The 13881-nt window shown below is 29.4% G+C and carries 14 protein-coding genes; 5 read left to right on the forward strand and 9 right to left on the reverse strand.

Annotated features, from left to right (window positions below; all coding sequences use genetic code 11):
* Window position 1: 1 nt before the first annotated feature.
* The 4 genes from F3K33_RS18795 to F3K33_RS18810 all read right to left on the reverse strand — a co-directional run bounded on the left by F3K33_RS18795 (window position 2) and on the right by F3K33_RS18810 (window position 5928).
* On the reverse strand, window positions 2–1516 hold the full coding sequence (locus tag F3K33_RS18795; RefSeq protein ID WP_039773802.1) for a xylulokinase: 1515 nt from the start codon (window positions 1514–1516) through the stop codon (window positions 2–4).
* 43 nt (window positions 1517–1559) lie between these two features.
* Window positions 1560–1991, reverse strand: coding sequence for an L-fucose mutarotase (gene fucU / locus F3K33_RS18800; RefSeq protein WP_017210276.1), 432 nt, complete (start codon window positions 1989–1991; stop codon window positions 1560–1562).
* 99 nt (window positions 1992–2090) lie between these two features.
* Entirely contained in the window at window positions 2091–3104 is a 1014-nt protein-coding gene (locus F3K33_RS18805) for a LacI family DNA-binding transcriptional regulator (RefSeq protein ID WP_017210275.1), read from the reverse strand.
* 358 nt (window positions 3105–3462) lie between these two features.
* Window positions 3463–5928: a GxGYxYP domain-containing protein gene (locus tag F3K33_RS18810; protein WP_039773801.1), complete on the reverse strand. Its 2466-nt coding sequence runs from the start codon at window positions 5926–5928 to the stop codon at window positions 3463–3465.
* A gap of 525 nt (window positions 5929–6453) precedes the next feature.
* Between F3K33_RS18810 and F3K33_RS18815 the strand changes: the two genes are divergently transcribed.
* Window positions 6454–7446, forward strand: a complete 993-nt coding sequence (locus tag F3K33_RS18815) for a bile salt hydrolase (protein ID WP_023974566.1) — start codon at window positions 6454–6456, stop codon at window positions 7444–7446.
* Between the two features lie 217 nt (window positions 7447–7663).
* Here F3K33_RS18815 and F3K33_RS18820 read toward each other — a convergent pair whose 3' ends face one another.
* On the reverse strand, window positions 7664–8782 hold the full coding sequence (locus F3K33_RS18820; protein WP_012059840.1) for a DUF4179 domain-containing protein: 1119 nt from the start codon (window positions 8780–8782) through the stop codon (window positions 7664–7666).
* Between the two features lies 1 nt (window position 8783).
* Window positions 8784–9329 (reverse strand): sigma-70 family RNA polymerase sigma factor, encoded by a 546-nt coding sequence (locus tag F3K33_RS18825; RefSeq protein ID WP_023974567.1) that lies wholly within the window; start codon window positions 9327–9329, stop codon window positions 8784–8786.
* Window positions 9330–9822: 493 nt separating this feature from the next.
* Here F3K33_RS18825 and F3K33_RS18830 point away from each other — a divergent pair, with 493 nt between their 5' ends.
* The 4 genes from F3K33_RS18830 to F3K33_RS18845 all read left to right on the forward strand — a co-directional run bounded on the left by F3K33_RS18830 (window position 9823) and on the right by F3K33_RS18845 (window position 11410).
* A complete protein-coding gene (locus tag F3K33_RS18830; RefSeq protein ID WP_039773800.1) occupies window positions 9823–10047 on the forward strand; it encodes a DUF1659 domain-containing protein in 225 nt (74 codons plus the stop codon).
* 109 nt (window positions 10048–10156) lie between these two features.
* Complete coding sequence (locus F3K33_RS18835; protein WP_039773799.1) at window positions 10157–10375, forward strand: DUF2922 domain-containing protein; 219 nt, start codon at window positions 10157–10159, stop codon at window positions 10373–10375.
* A 348-nt stretch (window positions 10376–10723) separates the two neighbouring features.
* Window positions 10724–11038, forward strand: a complete 315-nt coding sequence (locus F3K33_RS18840; protein ID WP_039773798.1) for a hypothetical protein — start codon at window positions 10724–10726, stop codon at window positions 11036–11038.
* 57 nt (window positions 11039–11095) lie between these two features.
* Window positions 11096–11410 (forward strand): hypothetical protein, encoded by a 315-nt coding sequence (locus F3K33_RS18845; protein WP_039773797.1) that lies wholly within the window; start codon window positions 11096–11098, stop codon window positions 11408–11410.
* A 213-nt stretch (window positions 11411–11623) separates the two neighbouring features.
* Here the strand turns inward: F3K33_RS18845 and F3K33_RS18850 are convergent, their stop codons facing one another.
* From F3K33_RS18850 to F3K33_RS18860, 3 genes are read right to left on the reverse strand one after another with little or no spacing between them, the layout of a single operon-like run.
* On the reverse strand, window positions 11624–11968 hold the full coding sequence (locus F3K33_RS18850) for a hypothetical protein (RefSeq protein WP_023974572.1): 345 nt from the start codon (window positions 11966–11968) through the stop codon (window positions 11624–11626).
* Between the two features lie 14 nt (window positions 11969–11982).
* Window positions 11983–12660, reverse strand: coding sequence for an ABC transporter ATP-binding protein (locus F3K33_RS18855; protein WP_039773796.1), 678 nt, complete (start codon window positions 12658–12660; stop codon window positions 11983–11985).
* On the reverse strand, window positions 12657–13880 hold the full coding sequence (locus F3K33_RS18860) for an FtsX-like permease family protein (RefSeq protein ID WP_039773795.1): 1224 nt from the start codon (window positions 13878–13880) through the stop codon (window positions 12657–12659). The genes F3K33_RS18855 and F3K33_RS18860 overlap by 4 nt, the downstream gene beginning before the upstream one ends.
* Window position 13881 lies beyond the last annotated feature (1 nt).

Genomic DNA, 13881 nt, shown 5'->3' on the forward strand with positions numbered 1-13881 from the left:
TCTACACCTCGCCTTTTTTGAATGTGTCTTTCAAATTTTCATATATTTCTAAATATATAGGATAATATCTCTTATATATTTCATGAGCCTTCATATCGGGTTCATGTACTCTAGTAATTTTTATAGTTCTTTGAACTGCTTCCCTATAATCCTTATAAAGACCAGTACCAACTCCAGCTAATATTGCTGCTCCTAAGGTAGTCGCTGTATCTGAAGTTGGAACTTTAATTCGTTTTCCTGTTACATCACTTTTTATTTGAGTCCAAGTTAAACTATTAGCAGCTCCACCGATAGCAATCAGTTCCTCAACATCAACATTTACCTCTTTTGCAGTTTGTAAATTATGCTCTAATGAATATGCTGTTCCTTCTAATATAGATCGTACTATGTGCCCCTTTGTCTTATCGTATCCTAAACCATAGAACACTCCTTTAGCATGTTTATCCCATATAGGTGATCTCTCACCTGCCATGTACGGTAAATATATCACTCCATCTGCTCCAATATTTACACCCTTTGCTTTATTTACTAATGCATCAAATGAATTTTCGCCAGTTTGTTCTTCCATATACTTTTCGTATTCTCCAAATTCATTTCTGAACCACTTAAGACTTCCCCCACCAACTGTTCCGCCTTGAAGCAGCCATGCATTTGGTATCACATGAAATCCTAATATTAATTTTTTATGGCCAATGGGCTTATCTAAACAAATACTCATGCCGCCAGCTTGTCCACCTTGTTCCTGCGTTTGTCCAAACTCAATAACTCCAGCACCTAAAGTTCCGCAAGCTGCATCTAATCCACCAGCTACTACCGGTGTTCCAATTGCTAACCCAGTCTGCTTTGCTGCAATATCGTTTACAGTTCCGACAACTTGATCACAAGGAACTATGTCTGGTAACTTTTCCATAGGTATTCCTAATTCTTCGCATAGTTTAGCATCATATTTTCCCGTTTTCATATCAAAGCAATGAAGTCCATATCCTTGTGATAAATCTTGTGTCATAGCACCTGTTAATTTGAATGCTATGTAACTATTGCTTTGAAGGAATTTATAAGTTTTAATGAACACATCAGGTTTATTTTCTTTAAGCCATAAAATCTTAGGAGTTGTGTATGTGGCATCAAATGAATTACCACTAACTTCAAATATTTTGTCTTCTCCTATTTTTTTTATGACTTCCTCACATTGTTTTGTAGATCTTCTATCCATCCAGATCATTGCATTATGAAGAGGTTTACCTTCAACATCCACAGGGAGTGCAGCCCAACCTTGTCCATCTATTCCAATACCTTTTATTTGTTCTGGATTAATATGACTTTGTTCAATGCATTCCTTTGTTGCATCACACACAGCATTCCACCATTCTTCGGCATCTTGTTCTACAAAATCCTTTTCTGGATAATACACTGAGTATGCCTTATTAGATTGTGATACTACATGTCCATCTAAATCAAATATTGCAACTTTACAAGCTGATGTTCCAATATCTATTCCTAATAACAACTTTTCCATCGTTTCACCTCTTTATAGATTAATATTTCTAATTCTATTAACTTTACTCAGTTACAACGCCTTTTTTAATCAAAATATTTGCATATAATGCTGATTCGCCGGTAACTACAACCGCATATGCTTTTTTAGATCTTTCATAAAAATCCCATTTATCCATATATTCAAAATCTGTAAAATCATCATGACCATTCTTAACTATTTTTCTATATTCCTCCCAAATTGTAGGAACTATAGGATCACCTTTTACAACTTCCATCAATGCCACTGGTTTTTCAACATAAGTATCAAGAGGGAATAATTTTAATATAGCCTCCAAAACTTCTGGAACATTGTGTCCATCTAATCTAACTAACCTTTGAGAATATGTTCCAGCCGGAAAATTTCCGTCAGAAATCACAATTTCATCTGTATGACCCATTTCCATTAAAATTTTCAAAAGCTCTGGTGATAATATTTTCGAAATTCCTTTTAACATATTAGCTCCTCCTAATTGTTTCGCCTATTAACTTTGTATTATAGCGAAACGTTTTGTTTTTTATTTAAAAATCATGTGTAATTTCTTACACACGTATTTTCACTTAGCTTTTCCAATAGATTTAGTAACAATTAAATCTGATTTCAATCTATTTATTGATGGGAAATTGCTATTATCCCCACTCATTCTTTTAAGCAATAATTTCGCTGTCGTTTCACCTATCTTTTCCATAGGTTGAACTACTACTGACAATGGCGGATTCAATACCCTTATTAATTCCATATTATCAAAACCTATTATAGATAAATCATCAGGTATATTAATCCCCATTTCATTTATGGCCATTACTGCACCTAATGTCATTTCATAATTAGTTACATAAACAGCAGTTGGCGGATCATCCATGCTCAATAATTCTTTGAAAAGAGCATATCCACTATCCATTCTGTAATCTCCGTATTTTATCAAATTCGAATCAATTTTAAATGAATAATCTTCATGCACTCTATAATAACCTTTTAATCTTTGCTCAGCAGTATACATTTCTTGGGGCCCTACAATTACACCAACTCTTTTATGTCCCTTGGTAAATAAGGTTTCTACTGCATTATATGATGAATTTAAATTATCCCCAAGTACCACATCACATTCTATATCTTTTAAAAGTCTATCAATAAGTATTACTGGTATTCCACTTTCTAATATCTCACGTAACTCGTTTACTTCTTTCCCTGATGGCACTAAAACTATTGCGTCTACCGACTTATTTACTAAGAATTCTAATTTCTTCTTTTCTAAGTCATAATCTTGCTTGTAGTCACATATTATAGTTCCGTAACCGTCTTTCAAAAGAACATCTTCTATTTTTGAAACAATTGATGTAAAAAACAGATTATTTAAATCTGGTAGAGCGATCCCTACTGTTCTAGTTTTATTAGTCTTTAATCCTCTTGCCATTTCATTAACCGTAAAATTTAATTCTTCAATGGCAGCTTGAATTATTTCTCTATTTTTATCTAAAACATTTCCACCATTTATGTATTTAGATATAGTTGCTATTGATAAGCCTGTTTTTCGAGCTACATCTTTAATTGTCGCACTTATTATAACCACCTCCCTAAGTGAAACGTTTAGCTTAATTCAATATTATATCTTTCTATTTTATTTGTCAATAGATAATGTCTAATTTTACTAAATAAATTAGTAATAATTTATTTTTTTATAACATTAATTAATTGAAAATCTCTAAGCCAGTGCTCAAATTGAGGAATGCACTTCAAACCTACTATATAACTTTAGAGTTTCCATATTTGATTTTATGTCATTAAAATTACTGCCTAGCACTTGCCTTTTTAGCATTCCTCTTTTTGATTTATTCTATTTTTTATTGTAATATTTCTATTTTCTTAACTCCTCATTGAATAATTAAAATATTAGTCACCAAATAGGATAATACGTTTAGCTCTGTATATTAATGTTTAATATTCTTACTTATAAGCTCCATAAACGTTTCAGGGGGAACTACTCTTACGCTTTTGTTTTCTTTTAGCATCTTCGTAACTTTCTCCACGTTACTTGTCTCTTTTGTCCATACGTGCACATAGACAAAGGAGTATGCTTCTGGACTATGGATATTTGTTTGTCCTAAACTAACTCTATCATTTATCCTTTTTACTAACTCTTCTTCGTCTTCAAGTGAATTCCAAAGTAGATCTCTGCAAGACACTAAAGGTTTATTATTAGACCATAAAATTTCTCCTTTATAATTATCGTGTCTATGATAGTCAAGATAAAATAAACCTTTGATATTTGATTTTTTAGTAAACTCATTCCAAAGCTCAATATCATGAAACGCAGAATCATCTATTATTGATACGCAATTTTCATTTACTCTTTCCATGTAATTATTTAATAAGTCAACATATGAACCTAACTTATTACGAGGAAATTTGCTTGGATATATGTATCCATTTCCAGAAGGAGCTACTATGAAATTATTCCTTGGATCCTCATTGCTTATGCTTTTGTTATATAAATCAAATACAGTAGGACTTAAATAATATAATGCTGGAGTCATAGACCAACCTAAAGAAAGTTTGTCTCTATTTTCATACCCAAACCACTTAGACGAACCATAATTAGTTCCAAGGTTCCACTGCTGATTGTCTCCATCTGACATTATAAAAGTAACATAATGAACATTTTCTTCTTTAAGAACTTTTAATGAAGAGTTTTTATTAATATGAGGTTCTTTGAAAGCACTCAATGTAGTTAAATTATAGGACCAATCTGCTGCAACCATGCTTACACCATATTTTGAAGCTGTACTCACGTTAATAAACTCATCTGGACCCCAGCCCAAACATGTAGCGTTATCATCCACAGAAGAAAATATTTTATCTCTAAGAGCTGTTTTATCTACACTTCCTTCATAAAATATTAAAGATTTAGTCATTATGGCATAGTCCCTTAATGCATCAATTCTATCAGGAGAAAGCTCCATTACCATGGAATGATTTAGTCCTTTATTCCACAAATTATCATAGGCCCAATTTTCATCTGTACTTCTGCAATCTCCTTTACTTTCTATACCAAGTTCTTTTATTTTAGGTTCCAGCTTTTCATCAATAACTATAGCGTTTTTAATGCCTGCTAAGGAACAAGCATTGTTTATTGAAGGATCTTTAGTTTCACCATTATAAAGTACGTACCCTTTTATATAGTCTTTATATATTTTTAGTAGCTCCCAAGGATCTGATATCATTTCATAAGGTACATTATGATTACTTTTTAAATCTTCCAACCATATTTTATAATCAGGCTGAGAAGAATTAAGTGTATATATTTGAAAAGAACAATGATTATTAACTAGCCCCTGAAGGCTAGTTATCATTGTTCTTTCACCAGGTGTCATAGAATCTAAAGAAATCGCATATAAAGATTTAGGAACTATATTATTTTTCATATAAACAGAATTTACATTTGATACCTGGATAGCATTAGATTTATCTGTTTCATCTATACTAGAAGCTTTACTATTCCACTCACTCCATTTAGTATCAAATGAGTCTCCATTAGCTTTGCAATAATCATAAAATTTATTTAAGAATCCCATTCTTTCATTATTATAAAATGACTTCAATGTAGTATCCTCAAAATTTGCTAATGCCAATTGTCTTTTAATTATACCATCAGCATTGACATCTTTATAATTATTAATCATGTCATACATTATCATGAAAGTAGATGTTCTTCCTATGCCTTCTTTGCAATGAAAGTGAAGCCAAGAATCTTTTGGTTTATTTTTTATGAATTCCATAAAATAATCAACCATATCATCAGTAGGTATTCCACCATCTCTAACTGTTACTCTTTCATATCCTAAATTTTTTGATTTAGTAAGTTCTTCTTCGCTTTGAACTGTTTTAACATCCATGGTTTGTTTAGAGTTATTATAAAAAGTTATAGGTTCATTTAATTTGATACTTTTTAAATCCTCTTTTTCTTTAGCTATAACTTGATCTCTTGTGAGTCCTACATTAGCATTATTTCTTGCATCTGCCCAGCTAACTGCAAATCCATTTATGAATCCATGACATTCCTGTCTTAAATCTATTACTGTCATAGGCAGAGAAGTATCAATTGCCTTTGTTAAAAGATCTATATTATTCCCTGAAAATTGTTGACTGCCAGAAATATTCAGCTTATCTAACCCCTTAAGATCCAAATCTTTATTGTCCTTTACAACTGCTAAATCAGTAGTTTTTCGGAAGTGCTTTGGTAAAACACTATTATAATTAACTGAGTCTAAAATTAGATGTACTCCATTATCCTTATCCGACGGTACCTGCGCTATTGCATTGTTGTTCACTGCAAATGAGAAAATGCTGACTATCAGCATCGTTAAGATTGTAATCCTTTTAAAATTTTTATTCATATTGTTCCTCCTATTTTTAGATAATCATTAGTTATAATGATAGTATCCGATAGGAACATAATTTTTATTCAAAATAGTAATTTAAAATCATATAAATTCAAAATATCATATATTTCTTCTTGAACCTTAATCTATATTTTAATATTGTATTTACTTTATTTGTATTTATCTAGAATCAATACATTACAAAGTTTATTGTAATTTTATATACCTTTTATCCTTCCTCAAAACATAAGATATTAAATCTAAACCATTCATAGTTTAACATTAATAAGTGGAACTTTATGCCATGTTTAAGTATATCTATAAATTATAGACCTTTTATATAGATATCAAAATTTAAGACTAGATTTATGTGGTAACTTACCGAAACCATAAATATTTTGATTCAAAAAAGCTATGAAAATATCGTTGAAGATTCTAAGCAGCATCCAGTTTATGGTTTAGATTGATTAAATATAAGTTGACATTAGTGATAAATTTCAAGTGCTAAGTTAATAAAGTATAAGGAGGATAAGAACTAAAATGTGCACAGCAATAACACTACAATCTAAAAAGATGGAGAATTTTTTTGGCAGAACAATGGATTTTTCTTATGATATTGAGCCAGAACTTTATGTTGTACCTAAAAATTATGTATGGAATAATACTCTCAACATGAGTAAAATTTGCGATTACTATAGCTTTATAGGAATTGGACAAGAAGCAGGTGAAATGCTTGGTTTCTTTGATGGGGTAAATGAAAAAGGATTTGCGGCTGCAGCATTATATTTTGCAGGTTATGCTAAATACAAGACTCATAAAGATTCCATTACCAGGGAAGCTGTTTCCTCATTAGATTTTCTTCATTATATTTTAGGAAGATGTGAATCAGTAAAAGATCTTAAAGAAATATTAATGGAAATAGATATTGTAGGTCTTGAAGATCCAGTAACGCAAACAGTAGCTCCTTTGCATTGGATTGCTACAGATAAAAGTGGAGAATGTGTCGTCATTGAACAAACAGAAAGAGGTCTAACTTTATACAAAAATTCAATTGGAGTAATGGCCAATAGTCCTGATCTTCAGTGGCACATGACTAATTTACGAAATTACATGAATGTATCTCCAACTCAGACTAGCGATGCATGCTGGGGTAACATTCATTTAAGGCCATTTGGTCAGGCTGGAGGAACTATGCAGTTACCTGGAGGCTACACATCTCCAGAACGATTTGTAAGAACAGCATATCAAAAAACACATATTAAAGCACCTAGTGACAGTTTAGAATCAATAAATACATGCTTTCATATTATGGAAAGTGTTTCTATTCCAAAAGGGATAGTAATAACAAATAGAGATACTTATGATTATACAAAGTATACTGCCTTTGTTAATACAAATACTTGTGAATACTTCTTTAAAACTTACGATAATCCTAATATTACAAGAGCAAGCCTTTGGGATAACTATAAAGAAAGTACTCATCTAATCTCTCTAGGAAAGTTAAGGCGTCCAATTAAATTTGGAGAAATATAGTATTGATTCTACCATTTAAAATATATAAGCTACACTTACGAATGACACAATATCCATAGGTTTGACCGTACTATAATTTTATGAAGAATAAAAAAGTTCACCATACAACAATGATGAACTTTTTTTAGTATCTATTATACTCTACTATTAATTTATTTTTACTACCTTTAAATCTACTTATATCTTAGTCAAACTATTTCTGATAAGAAAAAGTGTATTATTTTTTTAGTTCAATTACTATATCATCTAATGTAATTTCATTATTTTTAGGATGATTTTCATCTATAGTAGGACTTGTATCAACAGCTTTTCCCTCTCCATCACCTGATTCTTGATGTACATCATTTGATAAATGTACTTTAGGAGTTATTATTAATTTAGTTGCATTTGGATTTAACTCCCCAAAACTTGACATGGATTTTCCGGCATATCTTCCTTCACTACCTTCATTTGTTGAAACACTTGTTGCTTTATAAACATTTCCTAAATCATCTTTTACTTCTTCTATAGGAATATCTACAATAAAGTATTTCTCTTGTAAATCCTTTGAAATTTCTTGAGAATAATTTAACGTAAATGTTGCTGACGTTTTAGAAATACTCTCTATATTTAATTGAACTCCATTTTTTTCAGTTGTCTTATTTATTATTTGCTTAACATTATCTAATGCTTTTAAATTAATTTTAAACTTCCAATTTCCTTTTATTTCTCTAGAATTTTCAGAGCTCATATCTCCTATATTTGTAAAATTTAATTCAAAGCTTATGGCCTTTCTTTCTTCATCTATAGTAATAGTTTCTTCACCTACATAAGTATTCTCAGCAAACCTTTTTACTCCAGAACTTCCTCCTGATCCACCATTATAATCTTTTATAGTAAGCCTTGGTCCATTCATATTAAAAAATGGATTATCTCCTAAATCTTTATCACTTATTATTTCATAGGTATAAGTTAAGGTTTTTCCATCAAATATTGCTTCTTTTATTGTGACTTTAATACCATTACTTTCTTGTGTCGCCCCTACCACATCTGCATATTCCTTATATTTATCATATGCACCTGTTCTACCATTATCTATAAACCTAAATATATCTCCAACTATCGGAATTTCTGCTGCATAAGATGGATAGGCTACTCCCAAAGTTCCTGCACCTCCAATTAACAAACAACACAAAACTGCTATAGCTATTCCCTTATTTCTATATGACTTATCTTTATTTATAGACTTCTTTAAATACTTTTTTACCTTTGCTTTTTCAATATCAGTTGCATCTATTATCTCCATTTCATCTTCATCTATTTCTATATCATTTAGAATTTCATAAATATCTTTCATATTATACTACCTCCAAATTTAGTCTAAGTTTTTTCTTACCCCTATAAATTCTATTGTCTAACGCAGCTCTGGTAAGTCCAAACTTTCTAGCAATATCCTCAGACTTTTCCCCTAGAAAGAACTTCATAATAAATATGTCCCTATCCATAGGCTCAAGAGTGTTAATTAAGTTTATCAATTCATTTCTTTCTTCTAGCTTAATAATTTCTTCTTCCACTAATTCATTTGTGCTTATTTCCTCGTCCTCTATGCTTACATGCAAATTCTTAACTTCTTTCCTGTAATAATCAATAGCTTTAAATCTTGCTATCTTAAATATCCATTTCTTAAAATCAACTTCTTCACCTGTAAATTTATCTGAATTATTCCATACTGAAAGAAATACATCATTTATACACTCCTCAATAATTCCATCCTTGTTAAGTGGCGAAAGTACTTTATATACTGTGGATTTAACTAATGCCAGATATTTATCTACTATAAATTCTATGGCATCTTCTTTCCTCTTTTTCAGCCTACTGATATAATTTTTTTCGGTACACCTCATTGAAATTTCTCCAATCCATTATTTTCGTAAAAGCTCTTACACTTTATATAACGTAAATAAAAATGTTTTCTCTCATTTTATTTTTATTTGTTTTACATATTTCTATTTTATTACTATATAAAGATTTTCACATTCATTAAATTTATTAAACTCTTCGTGTTAAATCAAAGTAAGGACTCCTAGTAAAATGGTGATGCCTTCTCTGAATCTAAGAAATACTTTTTTACCTAATTGACTTTCCTTTAATATATAAATTCTAAATAACATCATTAATTTTTTATAAAATTATTTACTTTATAGTTCCTGGCAGTCCACTAAAACTCTGATGGATTAAACTTTTTAGAACGCCTATAGATCTACATAAAGTTTTCTTTGTGTCTTTACTTCAACTTTTTTATTATTTGCTGCTTAAAAAAATTTTAGGATATTTATATAACTTATGGAATTAATGCGTATATCATATACGAAAACAAAATGAAGGAGGTAAAAATATATGGCTGTAACTAAAACTATTGACTCTGTTTCTCTTAGTATTGAAGTTGAAAAAGGAGTAGATAAAACTGGCGATCCAATTTATACTAAGAAAACTTTCTCAGGCATCAAAACAGATGCAGCACCAGAAAATATCTATGCTGTTGCTGATGCAATTAAAGCTGTTATGGAAGCTAATACTAGAGACTACTTTATAAATGAATCTTCCAGTTTAGCAAATGCTTAAGCAGATAAGTGAGAGTCCAAATCTATGATTTGGTTTCTCGAACTTAGTTAAATCATGTATATGAGTTAGCTTCCTTAGCTCTAATCTAAACAGAAAGGTGGTGAATTAAATGGAATATTCTTTATCTATGACTTTCTTAACTGCGACTGGTGAAAAAAGTACTTTAAGTGTTTCTGGTGCTAAACCAAGTCTTACAAAAGACGAGATTAATGCACTTATGGATACTATAATTGCTAAAAATGTTTTCAAAACTAATTCTGGTGATTTAGTTAAGAAATCTGGTGCTCAAGTTACTCAAAGACAAGTTACTAAATTTGATGTAGCTTAAGTTTTAAGTAACCTAAAAAAGGAAGCTTATCTTGTAGTGGATAAGCTTCCTTTTTCATTATCTTTATTATCTAATGATTCAATTATTTAAGTTAACACCTCATGAAAAACCATGCTTAAGATTTCTACGCTCATGCTGATTCAAATTTTGCCAAGATTCTATAAATGCCTCTTTCTCTGGTAAAATTCATTTTTTACATTTTAAATAGTAAACTGCAAATCTTGTCTTATCCTCTCTTCAAGTTTAATTTTTATTTTTAATATTTCAGAATATATTCTCCTCACTTTCACATAATAAAATTAAGTTTATAATTCCATAATATTTAAATTTAGAAAGGTGAGTGATCTAATGAAAAAGTACCCACTGGCATTTTTATTTTTTTTAATATTAATCTTTCATATTTTTACAATCCCTGTTGGAGCTGAACCCAAAACCTTACATGAAGGATTTTATAAAGCTCCAGATTTAAATTTATCCCACGGCATTCATACTGTACAAAATACTTCAACCAGTGATTATGCCTTTATTGCCATTTTCGATTCAAATCAAGTAACTAGGCAATATATGCGATTAGATCCTCAGTCAGACAAGTATATTTTAATACCTTTAGAATCTGAATTTGAAATAATTGTATCTAGTAAAGGTAGCATTATTATAAACTAGATAAAATGCTCAATTCATTTTCTTGTTATCTATAAAAATTTAGAGGTGATTATGTTTATGAAAAAATTTATTTATGCATTAATATTCTTCTTTATTTCTTCTAATATTATAATTTCACCTTGTATGGCTGAAAGTAAAATTCTTAAGCGTGGTTTCTACAAAGTTGAAGATTTAAATTTATCTCTAGATGCTACACATACAGTTCAAAATAATTCTTTTAATGAGCGGATTTACATATTTATTTTAGATTCTACTGAAACTCCTGTTCAAGCTATTCGCATATGGCCCCAATCGCAAAAATTTAATTTATTTCCTCTCAAAGCTGGATATAAAATTATAATAACTGGCGATGGTGAACTAATCATATCATAAGAGATACTTTTATAGTGTCTCTTATGATACATTTTTTCTTAAAGTATCCTTCATTTCATTCCTCCAACATTTCCCGCAAATAAAATACTTCCCACAAATAAGTCCATCTCCAAACTCCAAAATTTCTTAATAACTTATCTAGAATCTATATTTTTAACAAACTTCGTACCAACTCACTAATTATTATTTTTAGTTGTTTCTAGGAAAACACCCTCATTTATTTTTAGTAATTTTCTTATTTCTTTTAATAATATCTATAACTTCTATCAGTAAATATGTTATTAAAGACAATACTAAATAAACTATTATGGCTGGCATTATACTGCCAATTTTATACCATTGATCAATAGGTAGTATGATTGATAGTGATAATAACAAAAATCCAGCCAACATATTTTTTATTGATTTGAAAGAAATAATAGTCTGAATTATAAACATTATCGGAAATAAAATATAAATTCCAATTAAAATCCACTTACTATATGGAAAATGAGAGTCTATGAATATAAATAAAAATATTAATACACTCGGTAATATAGTTGAAAGTACTTTTTTCATAAATTATAACTCCTTTATTTAATACTATCCCATTTTCCATCTTTCATTTTTAAAGTTTTATTGCAAAACATTGCAACAAGATTATCATGTGTAACAACTAATATTGTCTTATTATGTTTTTGGTTTAATTCTTGCAATATTTTCATGATTTTAATGCTATTTTCTTGATCTAATGCACCTGTTGGCTCATCAGCTAGTATAATTTCGCTTTCTTGAGTAAGTGCTCTAGCAATGGCAACTCTTTGCTGCTGCCCTCCTGATAATTGCCTAATACTTTTATTTTTTAAATTAAATATATCTAATTCATTTAAATACTTTATTGCTTTATTTACTCTTTCTTTTCGCGCAATCCCCCTGAATTTAAGAGGAAGCATTACATTTTCTAGTACACTAAGATCTTTTATCAATGCAAAATTTTGAAATATAAACGAAATCTTTTCATTTCTGATTTTAGATAACTGATTAAGCTTCTTAAAGTCTACTTGAAAATCGTCAATATAATATTCACCTTGGCTTGGGGTATCTATACATCCTAATATATTAAGCAATGTGCTTTTACCACAACCAGAAGGCCCCATAATAGCTATAATGTCACCTTTATCCACCTTTATGCTTATTCCATCTACAGCTATAACTTCGTTATCACCTTTTCCATAGGTTTTATATATATTTCTCAAATCTAATATACTCATTCTGTAAATCCTCCCATCATATCTTTCGGAGTCAACTTGTTTATTTCATTAAAGCTTATTAGCATAATTAAAATAATTGTTAATAATAATATCCCCATGGAAATATATAAATTTAATAATAAGTTTTCATTAATAAAAAATGCATAAACACTCCCACAGTTCTTTAGATAAAATAAACTTCCTCCTATAATTCCAATTAATATATTTATAAGAAATTCAGAAGAAAATATTTTAAATATATCTTTTTTACTAATTCCAAAGGAATAAAGAATTCCAATCCTATCTACATCTTCGGTTATTTTATAATTAATTGTAGTAATTATTGATGCCGATGCAATAATGGTAATTATAATTATTCTAAATATTTCATAATACTTTTTTGATTTTATTTCTTCCAAAAATTTATCTAAATCGTCACCAAAATCTGAAATAACTATGTCATCAGAAATTTTTCTTATATTTGATTCTAATTTAGTCGAATTATTTTCTTTGTCACCATTGAAAAATATTGTTATAGGTTCATATCCAAAATTTTGAAAGAAGGTTTCTTCACTTAATGGAATAATAAAGGACTTGTTTAATAAAAATGAGCTATCTACACTATTTGTATAATCAAATGCTAATACATCCTTCTTAAATTGCCCTACAATTTTATAAGTTATATTATTAACTACATAGCTAGTACCAACCTTAACTTTTTTAGCCAAATCATTTCCGACAATCACAGGCACATATTCATCACTTCTAATCCATTCCTCTTTTGAAATCTCCTGAGTTATATTATTTTGATAATGTTCTATCATTCCATAATTAAATCCAATTGGATGTATCAACTCATCAGTTGTATCTTTTTCTGTAAAACTAGACTCTAGGTCTTTAGAATTTAATCCTAAAACATCAATTGGAATATCCGTATACAAATCCCTTTGAATAAACCCGTAAGTATAATTATTTTTTGATATTAACTTAAGGCTTTCCTTTATATCATTTTTATAATCTTCAATATCTTTATTTTCCTTGAGTATCATTTTATAAAATGTCATGAACTTAGAATTATCTATAGAAATTGATCTGTTGTACCTATTTCTATATGATCTATCAAAGTTAATTAAAGAAACCAAAGAAGCAGCATAAAATATCCATAAGGCTACTTCCAATATAATTAATACATTAACTATAAAGTTTCTTTTTATATCAAAAAAGATAAATTTACTTTTCATA

It is taken from the genome of Clostridium beijerinckii, from assembly GCF_008705175.1.
In the GTDB taxonomy this organism is placed as follows: domain Bacteria; phylum Bacillota; class Clostridia; order Clostridiales; family Clostridiaceae; genus Clostridium; species Clostridium beijerinckii.